A 21,416-nucleotide genomic window follows, 5' to 3' on the forward strand; every position below is an offset into this window, starting at 1 on the left:
ATGGCCCCCGTCTTCGCCCACGGCCGGCTCCGCCTCTACCTGCTCAAGCTGCTGGACGAGGCCCCCCGCCACGGCTACGAGGTGATCCGGCTGCTGGAGGAGCGCTTCCACGGCCTCTACGCCCCCTCCGCCGGCACCGTCTACCCGCGGCTGGCCAAGCTGGAGAAGGAGGGCCTGGTCACCCACTCCACCGAGGGCGGCCGCAAGGTGTACTCGATCACCGACGCGGGCCGCGCCGAACTCGCCTCCCGCAGCGACGAGATCGTCGACCTGGAGAACGAGATCCGCGACTCCGTCTCCACGCTCGCCGCCGAGATCCGCGAGGACGTGCGCGGCGCCGCGGGCGACCTGCGGCGCGAGATCCGGGCGGCCGCGCAGCAGGCCTCGCGCACCCAGCCCAAGTCCTCCCCGGCGGACTGGAAGGAGCAGATGCGCCGCTCGAAGGAGGAGATCCGGCAGGCCCGCGAGGAGGCCCGCACCGCCAAGCGTGCCGCGCGGGAGGCCCAGGACGCCGCCCGGGACGAGGTGCAGCGCATCGCGCGCCGTGTCCACGAGGAGGTCCAGGACCACGTCCGGCGCGGCGACTGGCAGACCGGCGTCCGCGAGGGGCTGGCGGAACTCACCCGGGAGCTGGGCCAGTTCGGCCGTACGTCCACCTGGCCGCCGTATGTGAAGCCGGAACCCGCAGAGACGCCCGAGTGGGGCGCGGAGGACGCCGCCGTGACCGAGGACCCGGCCCGCGACCTGGAGCGCCTGCTGGACCGCTTCCGCGACGACGTGCGCGACGCCGCCCGCGACAACGGCGTGGACGCCGAGCAGCTGCGCGAGGTGCGCCGCCATCTGTCCACGGCGGCGGCCCACATCGGCGTCGTGCTGCGCGGCGGGCGCAAGGACCGGAACTAGGCCCCGCCCCGGACGCAAGGGCCCCGTCCCGCCCGCGCCGGGCGCGGGCGGGTGGGCTCGTACCGGCGGCGGTCCCTGCCGCCGCAGAACGACCGTGGTGCGGGCCTCAGACGGTCAGGACGACCTTCCCGAACAGGTCGCCGTCCGCCATCTTGGCGAAGCCCTCGCGGGCGCGGTCCAGCGGCAGCACGGTGTCGACGACGGGCCGCACCCCGGTGAGCGCGCAGAAGCTCAGCAGGTCGGCCAGCTCGTCCTTGGTACCCATGGTCGAACCGACGACCTTGAGCTCCAGGAAGAAGATCCGGTTCAGCTCGGCGGCCTTCGGGTTGGGCCCGGAGGTGGCGCCGGAGATCACCAGCGTGCCGCCGGGGCGCAGCGACTTGACCGAGTGGGACCACGTCGCGGCGCCGACGGTCTCGATGACCGCGTCCACGCGCTGCGGCAGCCGGGCGCCCGGCTCGAAGGCGGCGTCGGCGCCGAGGTCCTCGGCGCGCTTGCGCTTGGCCGCGTCGCGGCTGGTGGCGAAGACCCGCAGGCCCGCGGCCTTGGCCAGCACGATGGCGGCGGTGGCGACGCCGCCGCCCGCGCCCTGGACGAGAACGGAGTCGCCGGGGCGCACACCCGCGTTGGTGAAGAGCATCCGGTAGGCGGTCAGCCAGGCGGTGGGCAGGCAGGCGGCCTCCTCGAAGGACAGCTCCTTCGGCTTCGGCAGCAGGTTCCAGGTGGGCACGGAGACCTTCTCGGCGAAGGTGCCCTGGTACTTCTCGGTGAGGATGCTGCGCGGCTCGTCGGGCCCGACCCCGTGCCCGCTCAGGCCGACGACGGGAAAGACGACGACCTCGTTGCCGTGCTCGTCGATCCCGGCGGCGTCGCAGCCGAGGATCATCGGCAGGCTCTCCTCGCCGAGCCCCACCCCCCGCAGCGACCACAGGTCGTGGTGGTTCAGGGAGGCGGCCTTGACGGTGACGGTGCTCCAGCCGGGCCGTGCCTCCGGCTCGGGGCGCTCCCCGAGTTCGAGGCCGTTCAGCGGCTGGTCGCGGTCGATTCGGGCGGCGTAGGCAGCGAACATGACCTTGACGCTAGCGCCGCACGGCGCCCCGGCGTAACCGCGCGGGGATGTGACACGCGCCGCGCGGCGCGGTGCCCCCGACCGGCGGGCACCGCGCCGCGCGACGGCGTGGTCTGCGGGCGTACGGCGGCGCTCAGCGGCGCGCGACGCCCTCGGCGCGGGCGGCCGCGGCCACGGCGGCGGAGACGGCGGGGGCCACGCGCTCGTCGAACGGCGAGGGGATCACGCAGTCGGCGGACAGCTCGCCGTCCACGACCGCGGCCAGCGCCTCGGCGGCGGCGATCTTCATGCCCTCGGTGATGCGGGAGGCCCGCACCTGCAGCGCCCCCGAGAAGATCCCGGGGAAGGCGAGCACGTTGTTGATCTGGTTCGGGAAGTCGCTGCGCCCGGTGGCGACGACGGCCGCGTACCGGTGCGCCACCTCGGGGTGGATCTCCGGGGTGGGGTTGGCCATCGCGAAGATGAAGCAGCCCTTGGCCATGGTGGCGACGGCCTCCTCCGGCACCGTGCCGCCGGAGACCCCGATGAAGACGTCCGCGCCCGCGAGCGCCTCCTCCAGGGTGCCGGTGAGCCCGGCCCGGTTGGTGTACGTGGCGAGCTCGCGCTTGGCGGCGTTCAGGTCCTCGCGGCCCGCGTGCACCACGCCCTTGCGGTCGGTGACGGCGACGTCCCCGATGCCGGCCTCGACGAGGATCTTGGCGATGGCGACGCCGGCGGCGCCGGCCCCGGAGATCACCGCGCGCAGCTCGCCCAGCGCGCGGCCGGTCAGCCGGGTGGCGTTGCGCAGCGCGGCGAGCGTGACGACGGCCGTGCCGTGCTGGTCGTCGTGGAAGACCGGGATGTCCAGGCGCTCCTGCAGCTTGCGCTCGATCTCGAAGCAGCGGGGGGCGGAGATGTCCTCGAGGTTCACCCCGCCGAAGGACGGGGCGAGGCGCACGACCGTGTCGACGATCTCGTCCACGTCGGTGGTGGCGAGCGCGATCGGGACCGCGTCCACACCGCCGAACTGCTTGAAGAGGATCGCCTTGCCCTCCATCACCGGCAGCGACGCCTCCGGGCCGATGTCACCGAGGCCCAGCACCGCCGTGCCGTCCGTGACCACCGCCACGACCTGGGACTTCCACGTGTAGTCGTGGACCAGCTCGGGCTGCTCGGCGATGGCGGTGCACACCCGAGCGACACCCGGCGTGTAGGCGAGCGACAGATCGTCGGCGTTCCGGACCGGGACGGTGGCGGTCACCTCCATCTTGCCGTCGCGGTGGAGGGCGAACACCGGGTCCACGGGGCTATCCGGGCCGTCGCCGTCGGTGCTCTCCGCGCGTTCGGTGCGTTCCGTGCTGTCGGTGCGAGGATTGACAATCTCCGCTGCCACTGTTGACCCCTTTGTCCGAATTGTCTATGAGGGTACTACCCCCTACAACAGGGGGTAGGTGGGCTCGGCTTCCGCACACCCGGACTCGAGTGGTCCCGGGCGCAACGGAGGCCAGGCGCGCCGCACGCACGCCGAGGGGCCCCCGGTGAGGGGTGAGGATCCGTTGTACCGGAAGACGGTTTCCGCTGACGAGTCTGTTCGCCGCACCATGGCTTCGCACATCGGGACCTTCTGCGCACAACGCAACAAGTCGTCCGAATAGCGGGACAAGGAAAGTGATGCACGCAACTTCGCAGCACGGCCCCACCACGATCCGGCCTTGGTGTACCGGCCTGGTGGGAGCCAGGGGATCGCCCGTTATGCGATTTTGACACATCCGGACCCCCATGAGGACGTGTCCGGATGGCAAGATGCGGAGATCACACGCGTACGCGACACCCGAACGCGTGTGCCCGGAAAATCGCCTGCTCCCAGGACTCCCGCAGGAGGAACCAGCATGACCGCACGTACCACCCGTCGCTCGACCGTGACGAGCCGCTTCGCCGCGGTCGCAGCGATCGCGGTCGCCGGTGCCCTCGCCCTCACCGGCTGCGGCGACCAGACGGAGAAGGGCGGCTCCCCGTCCGCTTCGAGCGACGCGTCCAAGGCGCCCCTCTTCGCCAAGCTTCCGAAGTCGGTGCAGTCGGCGGGCGTGCTCAAGGTCGGCTCGGACATCGCGTACCCGCCGGTGGAGTTCGTCAAGGACGGCAAGAACGTCGGCATCGACCCCGACCTGGCCGACGCCATGGCCAAGCAGCTCGGTGTGAAGGTCGAGTTCAACAACGGCACCTTCGACACCCTGCTGACCGGTCTGCGCGCCAAGCGCTACGACATGGTGATGTCCGCGATGAGCGACACCAAGGACCGCCAGGAGGGCGTCGACTCCTCCACCGGCAAGAAGGTCGGCGAGGGCGTCGACTTCGTGGACTACTTCACCGCGGGCTCCTCGATCATCGTGAAGAAGGGCAACCCGGAGGGCGTCAAGTCCCTCGCGGACCTGTGCGGCAAGAAGGTCGCCGTGCAGCGCGGCACCACCTCGCAGGACCTGCTCAAGGCCCAGAAGTGCGACAAGCCGATGTCGATCCAGGCCTTCGACACCGACACCGAGGCTCAGACCCGCCTGAAGGCCGGCGGCGTCGTCGCCGACGTCTCCGACTTCCCGGTCGCCGCGTACGCGGTGAAGACCTCCGGCGGCGGCAACGACTTCGAGCTCACCGGCGAGCAGGTCGAGGCCGGCCCGTACGGCATCGCGGTCGCCAAGGACAACACCGAGCTGCGCGACGCGCTGCAGGCCGCGCTGACCGCCGTCATCAAGGACGGCTCCTACACCAAGGTCCTGGAGAAGTGGGGCGTCACCGACGGCGCCGTCACCGAGGCCAAGATCAACGGCGGCTCCTGAGTCACGACAGCAAGAGGCTTCCCTCCATGTCCGAAGCGAATGACAAGGTCCCGGCCGGCACCCCGGCCGGGACCCCGCCCGCCGCCGCCTCCCGTCCGGAGGCCATCAAGGCGATCCCCGTCCGGCACTACGGTCGCTGGATCTCGGCGATCCTGGTGCTCGCCGTGCTCGGCCTGCTGGTCAACGCGTTCGCCAACGCGAACGTGAACTACGGGGCGATCCCGGACTTCCTGTTCGACTCCGCGGTCCTCAAGGGCCTGCGGAACACGATCATCATCACCGTGGTGTCGATGGCGCTGGGCCTGGGCCTGGGCATCGTCCTCGCCGTGATGCGGCTGTCCAAGAACCCCGTGACCTCCTCGGTGGCCTGGGGCTACATCTGGTTCTTCCGCGGCACCCCGGTCTACGTCCAGCTGCTGATCTGGTTCAACCTGGCGCTGATCTTCCCGGTCATCAATCTCGGCTTCTACAAGGACGAGATGAACCAGTTCATGACCCCCTTCATGGCCGCGCTGCTCGGCCTGGGTCTGAACGAGGCCGCCTACATGTCCGAGATCGTGCGCGCGGGCATCCAGTCCGTCGACGAGGGCCAGACCGAGGCGTCGCACGCGCTGGGCATGACCCAGGGCCAGAACCTGCGCCGGGTGGTGCTGCCGCAGGCGATGCGGGTGATCGTCCCGCCGACCGGCAACGAGTTCATCAACATGCTGAAGACCTCGTCGCTGGCCGCGCAGGCCGCCCAGTACGCCGAACTGCTGCGCTCCACCACGGACATCGGCAACACCACAGGTGCCACCGTGGAGATGCTCTTCCTCGCCGCGGTCTGGTACCTGGTCCTGACCTCGGTGTTCTCGGTCGGCCAGTACTACCTGGAGCGCCGCTACGCCCGTGGGACGACCCGCAACCTGCCGCCCACCCCGTGGCAGCGGATCAAGCAGAACCTGGGCACCTTCCGCCGCCCGGAGGTGGCACGATGACCGACTTCAGCAAGGGCACCGGCGCCCACCCGATGGTCAAGGCCGAGGCGGTGCACAAGCACTTCGGGCTGGCCCACATCCTCAAGGGCATCGACCTGGAGGTCGCCCCGCGTGAGGTGTTCTGCCTGATCGGCCCCTCGGGCTCGGGCAAGTCCACCTTCCTGCGGTGCATCAACCACCTGGAGAAGATCAGCGGCGGCCGGCTCTCGGTCGACGGCGAGCTGGTCGGCTACCGGCAGAAGGGCGACAAGCTCTACGAGCTCAAGGACCGCGAGGTCGCCGCCAAGCGCCGCGACATCGGCATGGTCTTCCAGCGCTTCAACCTCTTCCCGCACATGACCGCGATCGAGAACGTGATCGAGGCCCCGGTGCGGGTGAAGAAGGAGGCCAAGGCCGTGGCCCGCGAGCGGGCGCTGGCCCTGCTGGACCGGGTCGGCCTGCGCGACAAGGCCGGGCACTACCCCGCCCAGCTCTCCGGCGGCCAGCAGCAGCGGGTGGCCATCGCCCGCGCGCTGGCGATGGAGCCCAAGCTGATGCTCTTCGACGAGCCCACCTCCGCGCTCGACCCCGAGCTGGTGGGCGACGTCCTGGACGTCATGCGGGGCCTCGCCGAGGACGGCATGACGATGATCGTGGTCACCCACGAGATGGGCTTCGCCCGCGAGGTCGGCGACGCCCTGGTCTTCATGGACGACGGCGTCGTCGTCGAGACCGGCCACCCGCGCGACGTGCTCACCGACCCGCAGCACGACCGCACCAAGGCCTTCCTCTCCAAGGTCCTCTGAACGCGCGTGCGTGAGGGGCGGCGCCGGACGGCGCCGCCCCTCACGCGTTCCCCCGCAGCGGGGTACGGATCACTTCAGCCCGAGGACGATCGCATCCGACACCGAACGCCAGACCTCCCGCGCCTCCCCGAAGCCTGCCTCCCGCAGGGCCGCGGCGTGCCAGGCGGGGGGCAGCTCGTCGCCGTCGGCGTGGGAGCCGTAGATCACGAACCGTTCCTCGGTGGGACCGGCCAGCACCGGGTCGGCCTTGGCGGTGGCCCACCACTGCTCCCAGTCCGGCACGCCCGCCGCCCGCTGCCGCTCGCGGCGGGCCCGGTCCAGCTCGCGCACGGCCGCGTTGAGCCGGGGCGTCGAGGCGTCGGGCATGTGGTCGGCGTTGAGGAAGACCCCGCCGTCGCGCAGGAGGCCGGCCAGCGTCCCGTACAGGGCCTTCAGCGGCCCGGGCTTCAGCCAGTGCAGGGCGGTCGCGGTGAGCACGGCGTCGTACGAGTCGTGCGGCAGGGCGCGCGACCAGTGCGGGTCGCGCAGGTCGGCGGTGACGAACTCGATCCTGCGCTCGCCGGCGAAGTGGCCGCGGGCGATCGTCAGCAGTGCCGGGTCGAGGTCGACACCGGTCGAGCGGGCGCCCGGGAAGCGCCGCAGCAGCCGGTCGGAGATGCTGCCGGTGCCGCAGGCCAGGTCCAGCACGCGGGGCTCGGGGCCGGCCAGCGCCTCCACCATGTCGAGCATGACCCGGAACCGTTCCTCGCGGTCCGGCAGGTACCACTCCTGCTGCCGGTCCCAGCTGTCCTGCCAGGCCTGCCAGTCGGTCGCCGCCGCGGTGGTGTCGGACATACGGTTCCCCTCCAGTCGTAATACCCTTAGAGCAAGAGCAGTCATTACCGACCTTAGAGCGCACGCGTAAGGACTACAAGTGGAACTCGCCTATTACTCCGACTACGCCGTGCGCCTGGTGAACAGCGAGGAGCCCGAACGCGGCATCGACAATCTGACCTCGGTCGACGCCGTGCGCGAGCTGTTCGGTCCGTCCAGCCTGGCCGCGGGCCGCGCGGGCGACGCCGACGTACAGCGGCTGCGCACCGTCCGCACCCGGCTGCGCGGCGTCTTCGAGGCCGCCTCCGAAGGCGACGAGGTGCGTGCCGTCGACCTGCTGAACGCGCTGCTGCTGGAGTTCCCGGTCAGCCCCCAGGTCTCCGGCCACGAGTACCTCGACGAGAGCGGCCGGCCCGACTGGCACATGCACCTCGCGGAGCACGCGGCCACGGCGACCGCCTCGTACGCCGCGACCGCCTGCATGGGCCTGGCTTTCCAGCTCACCGACCTCGGCGTGGACCGGCTCGGCATCTGCCAGGCCGCCACGTGCCGCAACGCCTACATCGACACCTCGACCAACCGGTCCCGCCGTTACTGCTCGGACCGCTGCGCGACCCGCGCCAACGTCGCGGCCTACCGCGCCCGCAAGCGCCTGGAGAACGAGCGGTCGGCCCTGAGCGGCCTGACGCAGGACGCCAGCCAGCCCGCCACACCCGCCACCGAGCGCTGAACCTCGCGCGGCGGCCGGAAGCGCCCCCGCCCCCGGGCGAGCACCAGCTCGTCCGGGACGGTGCCGAACTCTCTGCTGTCGTTCTCCACGAAGGTGTTGTCGCCCAGCACCCACCAGCCGCCCTCGCGCCGCTCCACGGCGCGTTTGACGATCAGCAGGTCCTGCTGGAGCGGATGGCGCAGCACCACCACGTCACCCTCGCGGACGTCCGCGGCGCTCCTGACGTGCTGCACCAGCAGCCAGTCGCCGTTCTGCAGCGTCGGCACCATCGACGGCCCTGTCACCTCGACCAGCTGGTACGGCACGCTCCTCCTCTGCCCGGCCCAAGCCTCGCGCATGCTCGGCCTCCTTCTCCATCCTCCATCAGCCCCAGGGTGACACCAGACTTTTGTCCTAAGCACCAAGGGGCGCCCGAGAAAACCACTCGACAGGGGAGTAATCTCCCTGGTGGAAAGACGATCACGAGGAAGGACAGTCATGCTCGCTCGCCTGTTCGCGCCCAAGGTCAAGGTCAGCGCTCACTGCGACCTGCCCTGCGGTGTCTACGACCCGGCCCAGGCCCGCATCGAGGCGCAGTCCGTCAAGGCGGTCCAGGAGAAGTACCAGGCCAACGAGGACCCGCACTTCCGGGCCCGCGCCATCGTCATCAAGGAGCAGCGCGCGGAGCTCGTCAAGCACCACCTGTCGGTGCTGTGGAGCGACTACTTCAAGGCCCCGCACTTCGAGAAGTACCCGCAGCTGCACCAGCTCTTCAACGACGCGCTGAAGGCGGGCAGCGCCGCCAAGGCCTCGACCGACCCGGCGACCGGTCAGAAGCTGCTCGACCTGATCGACCAGATCGACGCCATCTTCCAGGAGACGAAGAAGGCCTGACCTGCCGTCGGCGATCCGCGCCCGGTCCGGGCGGCCCCACGAGGGCCCTCCCGGACCGGGCGCGGTCGTTGGGCCCCCCGATCGGCCCGCCCGCGGGCGGGCTCGTGGGCGCCGTCGCCCCGACGCCCTCCGCGACGGGCCGGCCCCCTCCCCCTCGGGTGGCGCGGGTGCGCTCCCCGGCGCGGTCGGCGACGGCACCGTCGGCCGGGACGACCGGGTGCGGGAGCACGACCCCGGATTGCGGCTCGGGCGGACCCCCCGGGCCGGAGGCAAGTGACGGCCCGGGGGGCGCTTCCGCGGGGCACCGGCGCGCCGTCCAGAGCCGTCACCCGCGCTCCCGCGCGCGCGGATGCACGCGCTCCGGAAGGGCGGGGGCAAAACCGCGGAAGTCCGTGTGCGGGGCGACCCGCTTTTGATGGACTCGCCCCCGTGGCGGAACCGCTCCCGGGACCGGGGGTGAAGGTGCAGGTGAGGGGGTGTGGGTCCGGGGCGGGTGGGTGGGCCCGCTGTAGACTCGATCTCACTCGGACGGGTCAACCGACGTGCTAGCAGGAAGAATCCATCCCGTGGTGAACGCACTGCAGGAACTGATCAAGCGCCGGCTGGAGCAGCGGGGCTGGTCGTACGGTGAGGTGGCGCGGCGCGGTGGTGTCCCGCGGTCGACGGTGCATCACCTGGCGACGACCGCGCGGGTGGCCCGGATGCCGCAGCAGTCCACACTGGAGGGCCTGTCACGGGGCCTGGAACTGCCGTTGGAGACCGTACGCCGGGCCGCGGCCGAGGCCTGCGGGATCCACCTGTACGTCGAGGACGGCACCGGCACCACCCCCGACCCCGAGGTCGCCACCCTCATCGCCAGCGTCCAGCAGCTCTCCGAAGCCGACCGACGACACGTCACCGCCCTCGTCGAATCCCTCCTCCGCAGCTCCACCCCGTCCTAGGTCGTGTCGTCAAATGAACGTCGGCCGCCCGGAGGGCGGGCCCAGCGGCGTCTGGTGCGGTGCATCGCAAGGCGGAGAGTCGTCCTCGTAGTGGGCTACTCGGACGATTCGACAACGCAGCGAGGTGCCGTGCCAGGCGCCGCTGGGCAGGCGGGCATTTGACGACACGGCCTAGCCCGCCCGCGGAGCGGCAGAGGTGCAGGAAGCCGCTCCGGTCGAGGCCGCACAGCGACGTCATCGGCTCGGCCGGCGGCCGGTCGAGGCGGTGCGCCGTCAGCGCTCCGAGCAGTGCGCGACCGTACGCAAGGCGCGGCAGCAGGCGCCCCGCAGGGGTGGTCCCGGACATTCAGCACGCCGCCGGTCTGACCACGCGCAACCACGCGATGACCGCGTTGACGGTGGCGTAGTCGAGTTCGGCGATCCTGGCGACGGCGTCCGCGTCGTCGCGGCGGACCGGGACGCCGGCGGCGTCGAGGGCGCAGTGCAGCATCACCTGGTGCGCCTGGGTGGGCGGCAGGGTCTGGCCCGAACGGATCTGGGAGCGCAGCAGGTAGGAGATCGGCAGCGGGGGCGTCGGTCGGTCCACGGTCATGCTCGGATTCCCTCGAAGTAGTCGGACAGGGCTGTGGTGAGGTCGAGCCGGCTGTGCCATTCGCGGTGGTCCAGGAGTTCGGTCCGTGCCCGGGCCCAGAAGGCTCCGATCACGGCGTGGTCGTTCCGGTCGGCGACCAGACCGGTGGGGGGTGCCAGCCCCCGGGTGTGGGCGCGTTCGGTGAAGACGAGCGTGGTGAAGCGCCCCTCGGGCCGGGGCCCGGGGTGGACGGAGTGCCGCAGCACCGCCCTGCTCAGCGCGTCCGCCGCCACGGCGGCGGCCGGTGCGGAGCCGGTGCTCCAGCCCATCAGCCGGCGGGCGTGGGCGTCGAGCACGATCACGCAGAGCAGTTGGCCCTGGCCGGTGACGAGTTCGACGGCGTCGGTCACCCAGAGCCGGTCGGGCACGCCGGGGCGGCCCTGCAGCCCGGCGCGCCGCATGAGCAGCTCCACGGTGCCGTGGCTGATGGTGATGCCGTGCCGGAGGGTGAGCTCCTCGTGGATGCGCCGGTACCCGAAGGTGCCGCGCGAGGCGGAGTGGATGGAGGCGATGAGGTCCGTCAGCCACAGGTGCCGGGCGGAGCGGGCCGAGGGGGGCCGGCCGCGCCAGGTGAAGTACCCCGATTCGGAGATGCCGAGGACGCGCGTCGCGGTCCGGATCGGGAGACCCTCACCGGCCATCACCTGGACGGCCTCGAATCGCCTTTTGGGGACACCACATCGCGCAGCAGTTCGGTCACCCGTCGGTGCACGGCGAGTTCGGTCTCCAGTTCGGTGATGCGCCTGCGCGCCGCGTTCAGCTCGGCGGCGCCCACCGGTGAGCGCCGCGGCCTGCCCAGGTGCGGCAGGTGCGTGCGCCGCCACTGGTAGATCGTCTGGTCCCCGAGGCCGAGGTCCAGGGCGACCTTCTTCACGGGCTCGCCGGAGACCAGCAGGTCGAGGGCCTGGCGGCGCAGCTCGGGCGGATATCGTCTGGGCACTTCATGCCTCCGAAGGCCGGTCGTGGTCCCGGGCCGGGGACCCGTCTGGGGGTTTGGGGAGGTGAGGGACGCGCCCCCGGCCCGGAAGCCTGGGGGTGTCAGCTGACGTGGCGGTGCATGGTCACGGTGGGCCGGAACTCCCGCAGCGGGCTGGCGCCGGCTCCGGCCGGCACCGCCGCCGCGGCCCGGTCGAGGACGGCCCTGACCTCGGCGGCGAGCGCGTCCGCACGCCGCTCGATCTCCGGGACCGGGTCGCCGCACCGCCTCAGCTCGGCCACCCTGCGCCGGATGTCGGCGAGCCGGTTCCGGTCGCGGGCGCTCAGGGTGAGCGGCCGCGGGGTCGCCACGATGAACTGGTAGGCGCCCGCGAAGGTCTGGCATCCGGTGCAGTGCTGGTTGACGGCCCGGCTGATGTTCGTGGCGTTGATCCGCCGGAGGTCGACACCGGAGGTGGTGACGATCTGGAAGGAGAGGGCGATCGAACGGCACGGCCGGGAGAGCGAGCAGCCGACGGAGGCGGCGACCGCCCGGTTGTGCGCGGCGGCGACGACGAGCGGCCCGAACTGGTGGATCGAGAACTCCTCGTCGTACTGGACCGGGTGCGCCCGGTTGGCGAGGGTGTGCGCCTCGTCGACGACGGCGCCCACGCTGCGGGGGATGCGCGACCCCGGTGCCGCGCCGGCCGGGGCCGCGGTGGCGAGGGCGACGAGGCCGGCGGTGGTCAGCATGCCCAGCCGGACGGCCTGGCGGCCCACCGTGCTGGTGCGGGGCTTTCGGTGCGTCACGGACTTCTCCTGTACGGATGGAAGGAATATCGGTGGGAGGGAGTGCGCGGGCCCGCGTCAGGTCGGCAGCGGCGCGGGGAAGGACACGGTGAAGCTCGGGATGGGGGGCTCCGAGGGCGTCGCGGAGTCCGACGGCGAGGCGGTCGGAGAGCTCGCGGACGGGCTCGGCCCCGCCGTGGCCGTGGTTCGGGTGCTGCTCGGCTCCGGTTCGCTGCGCGAGGGCCGAGGGCTCGGCGACCTGGCCGGGGAGGGGCTGCCGCTCGCCGACGCGGAGGCGCCGGCCGAGCCGGACTCCGAGGGTGAGGCCGAGAGCCCGGTCGCCGACGGCTCGCCCACGGCCACGGTCACCGGGGGTGTGGTGACGCTCGGCAGCGGTGCGGGGGCGACGGGGCGCAGGGGCCGGATCTCGGGCACCCCAGGCTGCAGGATGGGGGCGATCGGCGGCTGCGGCGGCAGCGGCTTGGGGGTCACCCCGCCCACCCACGCGGCGCACAGCGCCGCAGCTCCGGCCAGTGTGGCTCCGCCGATGAGGAGCCTCAGCCGGAGATTCCCCTCCGTGGCGCGGACGACGTGACGGACGAGCCGGCCCCCGAGGCGCACCGACAGGTACGCCGCGCCGGCCAGCGGGAAGACCAGCATGAGGCTGCCGATGACCCCGACCGTCCCGGCGGCGAACTGGCCGTCGGCGAAGGCGGAGCCGGTCCCGGTCAGCTGCTCCACCAGGGACCGCAGGCTCGTCTCGAGCAGGCGCGGCAGGTTCCACAGCACGTAGCCGAGCTCGGCCAGAAGCAGGGGCACCATCGTCAGCACCCAGACGGTGACGATGATCCGGGCGGAGCGCTTGAGGTCGGAGACCTCGGGCGGCACCGGACGGCCCGGCAGCATGCTGCGCAGGATCGGCTTGATCTTGCCGAAGAGGTCCGGGACGCCGGCGAGGTCACCGAGGATGTAGTAGCCGTCAAGGCGGACGGCCGGCATCAGCTGCTCGATGATCTCGAAGTGGGCCAGGTAGATGGCGGCGAGAAAAAAGGACTGTCCGGTGACGAAGTAGCCGCCGGCCAGGGCCAGTATGAAGACGACGTTGAAGTAGACGCCGCCCAGGTCGGTGCGCATGCGCCCGCCCCGGCCGATCCGGTAGACGTCGGTGACGTCGGTGTACATCGACGGCCAGATCAGGAAGATGCCGCAGCCGATGGCCCCGGGGCGGGCCCCGCCGTAGCGGCAGGCGGAGGCGTGCCCGAACTCGTGGAAGACGAGCGAGGCCACGGTCAGCGCGAACACCACCAGCATGAGCACCGGCTGCTCCAGCACCTGGAGCACCGGGGTCATCGCCCCGTGCAGGGCGAACAGCCAGATCTCCATGGCGACCGCCGTCGCGAGCACCAGGGCCACCACCAGGGGACGGTGCAGCCAGGCCAGGGAGCGGGCGATCCGGGCGACCTGCCGCTCGCGGAAGATGACGCGGTGGCCCTTCAGGACGAGCAGGAGGTCCGCGGTGGGCCCGGTGACCTCGTCGTCCTCCTGCCCGAAGGGGACGGTGACACCCAGCGGCTGGAGCTTGTTCTCGATCAAATAGTGCACGTTCTCGGCGCTGACCTCACGGCCGAAGCGCCCGCTCACCCGGTGGGAGATGGCCTCCGTGTCGCGCCGCCCGTCGATGGCGCGGGCGACCAGGTACAGCAGCCGGCTCAGCTGAACGACCTGCCCGTCCCCCCGGCGGACGATGTACCGGGGTTCCGTGGTCCCCGATCCCTTGTACTCGCCGAGGAGTTGCAGGCCCGCGCCCAGCCGCGGGACGGGGAAGCCCGTGTCGAAGGGGGCGGGTTCGATCACGTCCGCGCCGTACACCGCCGTCCCCGTGGGACCGGGGCCCTGAGCAATGTGACTTTCCGTCACCGTCCTGCTCTTCCTCCCGAGACGGACCGCGCCACGACGGGCGCGGTCCGCACACGTACGGGTGTTGTTACTGGCGGATGTTGATGGCCTGGGTGGCCTCGGACTGGGCGACCGCGAACGGGGAGAACTGGTTCGCCGCGAGCGACTCGTTGTGGGCGTCGACGTGCGCGATGTTCTTGGTCACGTGCGTGGTCTTGACGAAGCTGAACTTGAGCTTGCCCAGGGCCTCACGGCCGGGCAGCAGCTCCGCGGACTCGGCGTCGAGCTGGTCCATGTTCATGGAAGGGATACCTTTCTCGGTATGCGGAAGGAGGTGGGTCGCGGACTACTGGCGGATGTTGATGACCTGGGTGGCCTGCGACTGGGCGACCGCGTACGGCGACCACTCGTTGGCCGCGAGCGACTCGTTGTGGGCGTCGACGTGGGCCACGTGCTTGGTCACGTGCGTGGTCTTGACGAAGCTGAACTTGAGCTTGCCCAGGGCCTCACGGCCGGGCAGCAGCTCCGCGGACTCGGTGTCCAGCTCACGCATGTCGAGCATTCGGGGATCCTTCGGACGAGGGTGCGGACAGGGACCGGGTCCCAGAACCCGTCCATCCACACCGGACGATCTGTCTGACGGCGTTGGACAGTAGCCGGGCACCCCGGCCCCGGCAAGCGACTCGGGCTCATGACTGTCCGTCAACAGGACGGCGGTGCAAGGGAAACGACAGGTCGGGGCGCCGGCGGACGCATCCCGGGCGGTCGGCCCCGCTCTCCGGATATCACTCGAACGGGTCAATCCGCCCCCTGCCCGATGTGGGGAAGTCCCGGCAGACGGGGCGAAGCACGACGAACCGGTGGCTATCCTCTCGACCCCCGAGGCGCTTGGGCCCACCAGGCCTCCGGTGAGAGGGGTGCACGTGCTTGTCGTTCAAGGGGCGACCGCCACCGCCGTCGTCCGCCACCGGACCGGAGAGCCGGTGGTCCTGCTTTCCGGCGAACTCCCCGCGGTCCTCACGACGGCCGCCCTGAACGAACTGCTGAATCTGGCGGCGGCCGTCCTCACGGCCGAGGAGATGGCCCTCTTCCGCAGTTGCCTGACCGCACTGCGTTGCGGGGAGAAACTCCAGGAACGCCGTATCGAGGTCAGCGGCGCCGTACTCACCGTCTACAGCAGTTGATCCGACCCGCATTCCGATTTTTTGGATTGCATTTCCCGGGGCATTTAAAAAAATGCCCGGACGCGGGCGACATGCCGAATGCGGATCACCCTGGAGAGTGTTTCCGCGGCCTGTCCGGAGGGCTCATCGAATATCCGCCGCCAAAGCTCAGAGGCGGTTTTCCCGGTACATCGGGAACATGACGGACCGTCGCCCGTTCGGCCGCTCGCCCCCGATCTGCGGGCTGAATGCGACACAAGTCCCGAGTAACGTCTGGCGGGCCATCCGGCAATTCACCGAGTTTGAGGAGAAATGCGGTGAGAAAATTCGTTCGCGCTGCCGCAACGGCAGCACTGGCCACGGTCGCCATGGCGGTCCCCATGACGGCGACGGCATCGGCCGCCCCGTCCCACTCCGCGTCCGGCAACTACCGGAGCGCCGGCCACGGCCAATGGGGCGGGGACCACGGCCGCTGGGGCGGCGACCGCGGTCGCTGCGGGCCACGCCTGTGGGGGTACGGCAGGTGGGACGATCGCCGGGACCGCGGCCGGGGCCACGGCCGCGGCTACGGCTTCACCCACCAGCGGTACGACCGCTTCGGGTTCGGCCGCTCCTGGCTGGACCGCGACTGCGACTGCCGCTACCGCTACTGAACCGGCCACCCGTGACGTGGGCCCCCGGGAAGGGGACTTTCCCGGGGGCCCACCCCTGCGCGCATTCCGTTCCGCCCGCCCCGCCGCTCAACTGCTGTAGACGGTGAGTACGGCGCCGCTGACCTCGATACGGCGTTCCTGGAGTTTCTCCCCGCAACGCAGTGCGGTCAGGCAACTGCGGAAGAGGGCCATCTCCTCGGCCGTGAGGACGGCCGCCGCCAGATTCAGCAGTTCGTTCAGGGCGGCCGTCGTGAGGACCGCGGGGAGTTCGCCGGAAAGCAGGACCACCGGCTCTCCGGTCCGGTGGCGGACGACGGCGGTGGCGGTCGCCCCTTGAACGACAAGCACGTGCACCCCTCTCACCGGAGGCCTCGGGTCCGCGAACTCGTCCCGAGACTGGAGAGAGTATCCCCGCGCTCCCCGCTCTTTGTCCGTTCTGGGTTACTTCACCACCACACGCCCCGTCAGGTACGGCATGGGCATGGTCAATCGAACGTGCGGTACCGGTCAGCGGACAGCGGCAACGGCCAAATCAGCACACTGCTGCACCAGACGGACCGGGCCAGCCGCAGTAGACGCCGGGCGGCGATTGGCGTTGCGATGTTCCCTGCGCCCGCGTGCGCCCCGGAGGGTCAGCCGGACTCCGGACCGGCCTGCGACCGGGGCTCCGTGGAGCTGCGGAGGAGGGATTCGACGAGGGCGGTGACGTGTCGTCGGTCGGCTTCGGAGAGCTGCTGGACGCTGGCGATGAGGGTGGCGACCTCGGGGTCGGGGGTGGTGCCGGTGCCGTCCTCGACGTACAGGTGGATCCCGCAGGCCTCGGCCGCGGCCCGGCGTACGGTCTCCAACGGCAGTTCCAGGCCCCGTGACAGGCCCTCCAGTGTGGACTGCTGCGGCATCCGGGCCACCCGCGCGGTCGTCGCCAGGTGATGCACCGTCGACCGCGGGACACCACCGCGCCGCGCCACCTCACCGTACGACCAGCCCCGCTGCTCCAGCCGGCGCTTGATCAGTTCCTGCAGTGCGTTCACCACGGGATGGATTCTTCCTGCTAGCACGTCGGTTGACCCGTCCGAGTGAGATCGAGTCTACAGCGGGCCCACCCGCCCGCCCCGGACCCACACCCCCTCACCTGCACCTTCACCCCGGTGTGCCATGCCGTACGGAGCGAACTGCCGCGAAATGCTTGCCGAGGGGCGGGCCAGGAGCTAGCGTCCAATGTCATCAGACAACTCGTCCGATGGCCATGGACGACGCGGCGCGGACCGGCTTCCGCCCACCCGCCCCACCGGGCTCCCCCGCGAAGGCGGTCCGCATCCCGGAATCCCGACAGCGCTTCCGCGCTCCCCCGGGCGGTTTTACCCGGCGTCGCCAAAACTGCCCTCCCTTCTCCGAAACCCGTATCTTCAACGCTCCGGGACGCGGCGCGTCACGCCCGGCGCCGGTCACGTCGGACGGAATCTAGAGGTGATCAACGCCCCCGAAACCCGGTTGCCCAAAACTGGCCGCTTTTGCCCCATCCGATCAAGTGATTCAACGTCATGGGCATTGCTCTCAGCACATGCCGACAGCAGATATATGCATGCTGCGTCGGCTCCCCCGGCCGGACCGCCGTCCGCACGCTGATCACTTGCAGCAGAACCCGGGAGTGGTATGTGCGACGAATTCTGCGGGCCGGCCCTCGCGGCGTGGCTCGCCCGAGGAGCCGACGGGACACGGCGCCGCCTCGACGAGTGGGCGCGCGCCAGGAACGGGGTGGCGCTGCTGCCGGCCGGCCACCGGTGGGACGCCGTCAGGATCCCCGAACGGGCCGGCCATCAGGTCCTCGCACGGCTGCGGGACAGCGCCGCGCCCGTCGGGCCCGCCATGTGGGACCGGCGCTGCGGCTTCCTGTACTTCCTGGTGCCGCCCCGTGCCGGGGACGTCTGGTCCCCGCTCGGGCTGCGCTTCCTGACCCGGGGCGGATGGCTCGCCGCCGCCGACCCGCGGCAGCCCGCCCGGCACCCTGCCCTGTGGCTCTGCTCCGGGGGCGACGCCGAACTCACCGGCCCGGCATATCTCTACCTCGCCTGCCTGGAGGTGCTGACCGCCGGCGCCCGCCCCCTGCCGCGGGTGTCCGCGCCCCTGTGACCCGGCCGCCGCCGTTCGCGCCCGCAGCGCCCACTCCCACGACGTGAGGTCCTCCTCGCGCGGCGCCCGGTCCGAGGGGCGCGGCGCTGCCGCTCGGGCATCGGCATCACGGACCGGTTCCCGCCGGTCCAAGCCACGGCGCGGGATGTCACCGGTCCGAGTAGTGAGCGGGGCCCGGAACGACCCGGAAGCGCGCGTCGGAAAAACTTCCGCCGACGTGTCGATCCGCGCGCCGCCCGTTCGACGCGTAGGCAGGAGCGGGGAGGATCCCCGCCGGTACACGAAGAAGGAGAACGCGATGCGTTTCATGTCCCTGATCCGGATCAACGAGGACAACGTTCCCGAGGGCGGTCCGGACGAACGGCTGATGGAGGAGATGGGCAGGCTCATCGAGGAGATGTCCAAGGCCGGGGTGCTGCTGGACACGGCCGGTCTGCGGCCCACATCCGAGGGGACGCGGCTGCACTGGGACCACGGGAAGCTCTCCGTCGTCGACGGGCCCTTCACCGAGTCCAAGGAGTTCATCGGCGGCTACGCGATCGTCCAGGCGAAGTCGAAGGAGGAGGCCGTGGAGTGGACCAAGCGCTTCCTGCAGATCCACGGCGACGCCTGGGAGATCACCTGCGAGCTGCGGCAGGTCGAGGAGGCCCCGGAGCTCTCCTGAGCGCCGCGGCCGGCCGCCGGTTGCCCTCGCCGGGAGCGGCTGCTCTGATGGGTGGCTGTGACGGCTTCGGCTCCCGCTTCAGACACCGATGACGCCCGCCGCGCGATCGAAGCGGTGTGGCGGATCGAGTCGGCCCGGGTGATCGCCGGTGTCGCGCGGATCGTGCGCGACATCGGCGTCGCCGAGGAACTCGCCCAGGACGCCCTGGTCGCCGCGCTGGAGCAGTGGCCGGGGGCCGGCGTCCCGGACAACCCCGGCGCCTGGCTGACGGCCACGGCGAAGCACCGCGCGATCGACCTCGTCCGCCGCAGGGAGGTCTTCGCGCGCAAGCTCCGGGAACTGGGCCACACCCTGGAGGACGGCGGGGCGTACGAGCCGGACTTCGCGGCGGCGGAGGCCGCCGCCGACGGCGACATCGAGGACGACCTGCTGCGGCTGGTCTTCACCGCCTGCCACCCGGTGCTGTCCACCGAGGCCCGTGTGGCGCTCACGCTGCGGCTGCTGGGCGGTCTGACGACCGCCGAGATCGCGCGCGCCTTCCTGGTCCCGGAGGCGACCGTCGCCCAGCGCATCGTGCGGGCGAAGCGGACGCTGGCGAAGGCGGACGTGCCCTTCGAGCAGCCGCACGGGCCCGAGCGGGTCGAGCGGCTGTCCTCCGTCCTGGAGGTCATCTACCTGGTCTTCAACGAGGGCTACTCGGCGACCGCGGGCGACGACTGGATGCGCCCGGCACTGTGCGAGGACGCGCTGCGCCTGGCCAGGGTGCTGGCGGGGCTGATGCCCAAGGAGCCCGAGGTGCACGGCCTGGCCGCGCTGCTGGAGATCCAGGCCTCGCGTTCCGCGGCCCGTACCGGCCCGGACGGGCAGCCCGTCCTGCTGGCCGACCAGGACCGGCGGCGCTGGGACCAGCTGCTGATCCGGCGCGGTTTCGCCGCTCTCGCCCGCGCCGAGGCGGCGGGTGGTCCGCCGGGCCCGTACACGCTGCAGGCCGCCATCGCCGCCTGCCACGCCCACGCCCTGCACCCGCGGGACACGGACTGGCGGCGGATCGCGGAGCTGTACGCGGCCCTGGCGCGGCGCACGCCGACCCCGGTGGTGGAACTCAACCGGGCGGTCGCGGTCACCATGGCGTACGGGCCGCGGGAAGGGCTCGCGCTCGTGGACCGGCTCACCGACGAGCCGGCGCTGCGCGGCTACCACCTGCTGCCGAGCGTCCGCGGTGATCTGCTGGAGCGGCTCGGCCGGCACGCCGAGGCCCGCGAGGAGTTCCTGCGCGCCGCCTCCCTGACCCGCAACGAGCGCGAGCGGGCCCTGCTGGTCGAGCGCGCCGCCCGGGCGAGCCTGGCGGCCGGAGGCCGCTAGGGGGTGGGCGGCCGGGCTCCGGACGAGGGGCGGCGGCCACGGCCCCCGGTACTGTCGATGGCCTCGACGACGGGGTGGACAACGGGGTGGCGGTGGGCCTCGGGCCCACGCAGGGCGTGCAGCATGACCAACATCATCAGCGGGCAGATCAGGGCCACGGCGAGGATGAAGATCGCGCCCATCGGCACGCCCAGCCCCACCGCGACCACCACCGCCGCCGCCGCGACGAGCCCGATGAGCCCGTAGTGACGGCCGGTCGCCTTCATCCTGTCCATCGCGGCCTCCCGCGGTCTCGCCGACGGCCCGCTTCTCATCGTACGGCGGCAGGCGCACGCCGCATCCGCACACCAACGGCCCCTGCCCGCGGCCCGGGTGACGGACGGGCCCGGAGGGACGGCGCGCGCCCCCCGAAGTCACGCGCGGACCACCGCGCGCCCTCACCGAGGGCCGTCGGGCGGGTGGACATACATCCCGCTCATGGGATCATCCTGCGGTGTGCCGCCCGCGGCGCGGCGGGGACCGCCGCGCCGCGGGGCGTCGCCACATGCGGCCGCCGCGTCACCGGAGTCCGGAGCGTCCCTCTGCACGGTCCCCGCCCCACGCGTACGACCGCGCGCAGGACACCCACCGTCGTCGACACCCGAGAGGGGCAGGGCATGACCGGAACGGCGAGCCGCTACCTCTACCTCACCCGGCACGCCGAGGCGCTGCCGGACGAGAGCGGCCTCACGGAGAACGGCTTCCGGCAGGCCCGACTCCTCGGCGAGCGGCTGCGCGGCTCCCCGATCTCCTCCGTCCACCACGGTCCGCTGCCCGGGGCCGCCCGGTCCGCGGCGCTGATCGGCGAGCGGCTGGGAAGCGGGGTGCCCGTGACGGCCGACGACCTCGCGGGGGACTACCCGCCGCACTTCCCCGCGGAGTCCGAGCTGCCGCCGGACAGCGCGTACTTCCTCTCCCGCTTCCTCGACCACTTCTCCCCCGAGGAGCGCGCCTGGGGGCCGCAGCTGGCCGCCGAGGCGCTGACCCGGTTCGCCGGGCCGATGGCTGCGGGCAAGGCGGCACACGAGCTGCTCGTGACGCACAACTTCCTGATCGGCTGGCTGGTGTCGGCGGCCCTGGACGCACCCCGCTGGCGCTGGCTCAGCCTCAACCACGCCCACGCCGCCCTCACGGTGATCCGCTACACGCCCGGGCGCCCGAACTCGGTGCTGCTCCTCAACGACATGCGGCACCTTCCGGAGGAGCTGCGCTGGACCGGTTTCCCGGCCGAGCTGCACTTCTGAGGGGCTCGCCCCGATCCCCTGCAGGTCAA

Annotated in this window: 27 protein-coding genes; 13 read left to right on the top strand and 14 right to left on the bottom strand. The window is 71.8% G+C overall.

Features of this window, described 5'->3' with window-relative positions:
* Entirely contained in the window at positions 1-903 is a 903-nt protein-coding gene (locus OIE69_RS15160) for a PadR family transcriptional regulator (protein ID WP_326572476.1), read from the top strand.
* A gap of 106 nt (positions 904-1,009) precedes the next feature.
* On the opposite strand, the gene OIE69_RS15165 is transcribed toward OIE69_RS15160, so the two are convergent.
* Together OIE69_RS15165 and OIE69_RS15170 are read right to left on the bottom strand one after the other, a co-directional pair.
* The gene (locus OIE69_RS15165) at positions 1,010-1,972 is read right to left on the bottom strand and encodes a zinc-binding dehydrogenase (protein WP_326572477.1); all 963 of its coding nucleotides are present in this window, start codon (positions 1,970-1,972) and stop codon (positions 1,010-1,012) included.
* Positions 1,973-2,105: 133 nt separating this feature from the next.
* On the bottom strand, positions 2,106-3,344 hold the full coding sequence (locus OIE69_RS15170; RefSeq protein WP_326572478.1) for an NAD(P)-dependent malic enzyme: 1,239 nt from the start codon (positions 3,342-3,344) through the stop codon (positions 2,106-2,108).
* Between the two features lie 496 nt (positions 3,345-3,840).
* Between OIE69_RS15170 and OIE69_RS15175 the strand changes: the two genes are divergently transcribed.
* From OIE69_RS15175 to OIE69_RS15185, 3 genes are read left to right on the top strand one after another with little or no spacing between them, the layout of a single operon-like run.
* On the top strand, positions 3,841-4,782 hold the full coding sequence (locus OIE69_RS15175; protein WP_326572479.1) for an ABC transporter substrate-binding protein: 942 nt from the start codon (positions 3,841-3,843) through the stop codon (positions 4,780-4,782).
* A 26-nt stretch (positions 4,783-4,808) separates the two neighbouring features.
* A complete protein-coding gene (locus tag OIE69_RS15180; protein ID WP_326572480.1) occupies positions 4,809-5,759 on the top strand; it encodes an amino acid ABC transporter permease in 951 nt (316 codons plus the stop codon).
* The gene (locus OIE69_RS15185) at positions 5,756-6,544 is read left to right on the top strand and encodes an amino acid ABC transporter ATP-binding protein (RefSeq protein ID WP_089225212.1); all 789 of its coding nucleotides are present in this window, start codon (positions 5,756-5,758) and stop codon (positions 6,542-6,544) included. Before OIE69_RS15180 ends, OIE69_RS15185 begins: the two co-directional genes overlap by 4 nt.
* 69 nt (positions 6,545-6,613) lie before the next feature.
* Here OIE69_RS15185 and OIE69_RS15190 read toward each other — a convergent pair whose 3' ends face one another.
* On the bottom strand, positions 6,614-7,378 hold the full coding sequence (locus OIE69_RS15190; RefSeq protein WP_326572481.1) for a class I SAM-dependent methyltransferase: 765 nt from the start codon (positions 7,376-7,378) through the stop codon (positions 6,614-6,616).
* Positions 7,379-7,457: 79 nt separating this feature from the next.
* Between OIE69_RS15190 and OIE69_RS15195 the strand changes: the two genes are divergently transcribed.
* On the top strand, positions 7,458-8,087 hold the full coding sequence (locus tag OIE69_RS15195; protein WP_319137567.1) for a CGNR zinc finger domain-containing protein: 630 nt from the start codon (positions 7,458-7,460) through the stop codon (positions 8,085-8,087).
* Here OIE69_RS15195 and sodX read toward each other — a convergent pair.
* Positions 7,991-8,425 (bottom strand): nickel-type superoxide dismutase maturation protease, encoded by a 435-nt coding sequence (gene sodX / locus OIE69_RS15200; protein WP_326572482.1) that lies wholly within the window; start codon positions 8,423-8,425, stop codon positions 7,991-7,993. The two genes, OIE69_RS15195 and sodX, sit on opposite strands and share 97 nt — an antisense overlap.
* A gap of 139 nt (positions 8,426-8,564) precedes the next feature.
* Between sodX and sodN the strand changes: the two genes are divergently transcribed.
* The gene (gene sodN / locus OIE69_RS15205; protein ID WP_018563636.1) at positions 8,565-8,960 is read left to right on the top strand and encodes a superoxide dismutase, Ni; all 396 of its coding nucleotides are present in this window, start codon (positions 8,565-8,567) and stop codon (positions 8,958-8,960) included.
* Between the two features lie 566 nt (positions 8,961-9,526).
* Positions 9,527-9,901 carry a helix-turn-helix domain-containing protein gene (locus tag OIE69_RS15210; RefSeq protein ID WP_326572483.1) on the top strand — a complete coding sequence of 125 codons (375 nt, stop codon included), beginning with the start codon at positions 9,527-9,529 and terminating at the stop codon, positions 9,899-9,901.
* 346 nt (positions 9,902-10,247) lie between these two features.
* Here OIE69_RS15210 and OIE69_RS15215 read toward each other — a convergent pair whose 3' ends face one another.
* The 7 genes from OIE69_RS15215 to OIE69_RS15245 all read right to left on the bottom strand — a co-directional run bounded on the left by OIE69_RS15215 (position 10,248) and on the right by OIE69_RS15245 (position 14,694).
* Complete coding sequence (locus tag OIE69_RS15215; RefSeq protein ID WP_326572484.1) at positions 10,248-10,493, bottom strand: hypothetical protein; 246 nt, start codon at positions 10,491-10,493, stop codon at positions 10,248-10,250.
* Positions 10,490-11,173 (bottom strand): IS3 family transposase, encoded by a 684-nt coding sequence (locus tag OIE69_RS15220; protein WP_326572485.1) that lies wholly within the window; start codon positions 11,171-11,173, stop codon positions 10,490-10,492. The genes OIE69_RS15215 and OIE69_RS15220 overlap by 4 nt, the downstream gene beginning before the upstream one ends.
* A complete protein-coding gene (locus OIE69_RS15225; protein ID WP_326572486.1) occupies positions 11,173-11,472 on the bottom strand; it encodes a transposase in 300 nt (99 codons plus the stop codon). The genes OIE69_RS15220 and OIE69_RS15225 overlap by 1 nt, the downstream gene beginning before the upstream one ends.
* Positions 11,473-11,570: 98 nt before the next feature.
* Positions 11,571-12,257 (bottom strand): hypothetical protein, encoded by a 687-nt coding sequence (locus tag OIE69_RS15230; RefSeq protein WP_326572487.1) that lies wholly within the window; start codon positions 12,255-12,257, stop codon positions 11,571-11,573.
* 57 nt (positions 12,258-12,314) lie between these two features.
* Positions 12,315-14,090: a hypothetical protein gene (locus tag OIE69_RS15235; RefSeq protein ID WP_326572488.1), complete on the bottom strand. Its 1,776-nt coding sequence runs from the start codon at positions 14,088-14,090 to the stop codon at positions 12,315-12,317.
* Between the two features lie 130 nt (positions 14,091-14,220).
* On the bottom strand, positions 14,221-14,433 hold the full coding sequence (locus OIE69_RS15240) for a hypothetical protein (protein WP_018563646.1): 213 nt from the start codon (positions 14,431-14,433) through the stop codon (positions 14,221-14,223).
* 45 nt (positions 14,434-14,478) lie between these two features.
* The gene (locus OIE69_RS15245; RefSeq protein WP_326572489.1) at positions 14,479-14,694 is read right to left on the bottom strand and encodes a hypothetical protein; all 216 of its coding nucleotides are present in this window, start codon (positions 14,692-14,694) and stop codon (positions 14,479-14,481) included.
* Positions 14,695-15,055: 361 nt separating this feature from the next.
* Between OIE69_RS15245 and OIE69_RS15250 the strand changes: the two genes are divergently transcribed.
* Positions 15,056-15,316, top strand: coding sequence for a hypothetical protein (locus OIE69_RS15250; RefSeq protein ID WP_089229501.1), 261 nt, complete (start codon positions 15,056-15,058; stop codon positions 15,314-15,316).
* Positions 15,317-15,612: 296 nt separating this feature from the next.
* On the top strand, positions 15,613-15,948 hold the full coding sequence (locus OIE69_RS15255; RefSeq protein ID WP_326572490.1) for a hypothetical protein: 336 nt from the start codon (positions 15,613-15,615) through the stop codon (positions 15,946-15,948).
* 87 nt (positions 15,949-16,035) lie between these two features.
* Here OIE69_RS15255 and OIE69_RS15260 read toward each other — a convergent pair whose 3' ends face one another.
* Both OIE69_RS15260 and OIE69_RS15265 read right to left on the bottom strand, forming a co-directional pair.
* Positions 16,036-16,296, bottom strand: coding sequence for a hypothetical protein (locus tag OIE69_RS15260; protein ID WP_089229501.1), 261 nt, complete (start codon positions 16,294-16,296; stop codon positions 16,036-16,038).
* A gap of 284 nt (positions 16,297-16,580) precedes the next feature.
* Positions 16,581-16,982 (bottom strand): helix-turn-helix domain-containing protein, encoded by a 402-nt coding sequence (locus tag OIE69_RS15265; protein ID WP_326572491.1) that lies wholly within the window; start codon positions 16,980-16,982, stop codon positions 16,581-16,583.
* Positions 16,983-17,601: 619 nt separating this feature from the next.
* Here OIE69_RS15265 and OIE69_RS15270 point away from each other — a divergent pair.
* From OIE69_RS15270 to OIE69_RS15280, 3 genes are all read left to right on the top strand, one after another.
* On the top strand, positions 17,602-18,078 hold the full coding sequence (locus tag OIE69_RS15270) for a hypothetical protein (protein ID WP_326572492.1): 477 nt from the start codon (positions 17,602-17,604) through the stop codon (positions 18,076-18,078).
* A 298-nt stretch (positions 18,079-18,376) separates the two neighbouring features.
* A complete protein-coding gene (locus OIE69_RS15275) occupies positions 18,377-18,742 on the top strand; it encodes a YciI family protein (protein ID WP_326572493.1) in 366 nt (121 codons plus the stop codon).
* A 57-nt stretch (positions 18,743-18,799) separates the two neighbouring features.
* Positions 18,800-20,104, top strand: coding sequence for an RNA polymerase sigma factor (locus OIE69_RS15280; protein ID WP_392567511.1), 1,305 nt, complete (start codon positions 18,800-18,802; stop codon positions 20,102-20,104).
* On the opposite strand, the gene OIE69_RS15285 is transcribed toward OIE69_RS15280, so the two are convergent.
* Positions 20,101-20,379, bottom strand: a complete 279-nt coding sequence (locus OIE69_RS15285; protein WP_326572495.1) for a hypothetical protein — start codon at positions 20,377-20,379, stop codon at positions 20,101-20,103. The genes OIE69_RS15280 and OIE69_RS15285 overlap by 4 nt on opposite strands.
* Positions 20,380-20,760: 381 nt before the next feature.
* On the opposite strand from OIE69_RS15285, the gene OIE69_RS15290 reads away from it, so the two are divergent.
* A complete protein-coding gene (locus OIE69_RS15290) occupies positions 20,761-21,387 on the top strand; it encodes a histidine phosphatase family protein (protein WP_326572496.1) in 627 nt (208 codons plus the stop codon).
* The last annotated feature ends 29 nt before the right edge of the window (positions 21,388-21,416 follow it).

The sequence above is a fragment of the Actinacidiphila glaucinigra genome, from assembly GCF_035918135.1.
Taxonomy (GTDB): Bacteria; Actinomycetota; Actinomycetes; order Streptomycetales; family Streptomycetaceae; genus Actinacidiphila; species Actinacidiphila glaucinigra.

Coding starts and splice junctions, on each gene's coding strand:
- OIE69_RS15290 (WP_326572496.1), top strand. CDS start 20,761: ATGACCGGAACGGCGAGCCGCTACCTCTACCTCACCCGGCACGCCGAG.
- OIE69_RS15220 (WP_326572485.1), bottom strand. CDS start 11,173: ATGGCCGGTGAGGGTCTCCCGATCCGGACCGCGACGCGCGTCCTCGGC.
- OIE69_RS15165 (WP_326572477.1), bottom strand. CDS start 1,972: ATGTTCGCTGCCTACGCCGCCCGAATCGACCGCGACCAGCCGCTGAAC.
- sodN (WP_018563636.1), top strand. CDS start 8,565: ATGCTCGCTCGCCTGTTCGCGCCCAAGGTCAAGGTCAGCGCTCACTGC.
- OIE69_RS15175 (WP_326572479.1), top strand. CDS start 3,841: ATGACCGCACGTACCACCCGTCGCTCGACCGTGACGAGCCGCTTCGCC.
- OIE69_RS15160 (WP_326572476.1), top strand. CDS start 1: ATGGCCCCCGTCTTCGCCCACGGCCGGCTCCGCCTCTACCTGCTCAAG.
- OIE69_RS15190 (WP_326572481.1), bottom strand. CDS start 7,378: ATGTCCGACACCACCGCGGCGGCGACCGACTGGCAGGCCTGGCAGGAC.
- OIE69_RS15245 (WP_326572489.1), bottom strand. CDS start 14,694: ATGCTCGACATGCGTGAGCTGGACACCGAGTCCGCGGAGCTGCTGCCC.
- OIE69_RS15285 (WP_326572495.1), bottom strand. CDS start 20,379: ATGGACAGGATGAAGGCGACCGGCCGTCACTACGGGCTCATCGGGCTC.
- OIE69_RS15270 (WP_326572492.1), top strand. CDS start 17,602: ATGTGCGACGAATTCTGCGGGCCGGCCCTCGCGGCGTGGCTCGCCCGA.
- OIE69_RS15240 (WP_018563646.1), bottom strand. CDS start 14,433: ATGAACATGGACCAGCTCGACGCCGAGTCCGCGGAGCTGCTGCCCGGC.
- OIE69_RS15185 (WP_089225212.1), top strand. CDS start 5,756: ATGACCGACTTCAGCAAGGGCACCGGCGCCCACCCGATGGTCAAGGCC.
- OIE69_RS15215 (WP_326572484.1), bottom strand. CDS start 10,493: ATGACCGTGGACCGACCGACGCCCCCGCTGCCGATCTCCTACCTGCTG.
- OIE69_RS15180 (WP_326572480.1), top strand. CDS start 4,809: ATGTCCGAAGCGAATGACAAGGTCCCGGCCGGCACCCCGGCCGGGACC.
- OIE69_RS15275 (WP_326572493.1), top strand. CDS start 18,377: ATGCGTTTCATGTCCCTGATCCGGATCAACGAGGACAACGTTCCCGAG.
- sodX (WP_326572482.1), bottom strand. CDS start 8,425: ATGCGCGAGGCTTGGGCCGGGCAGAGGAGGAGCGTGCCGTACCAGCTG.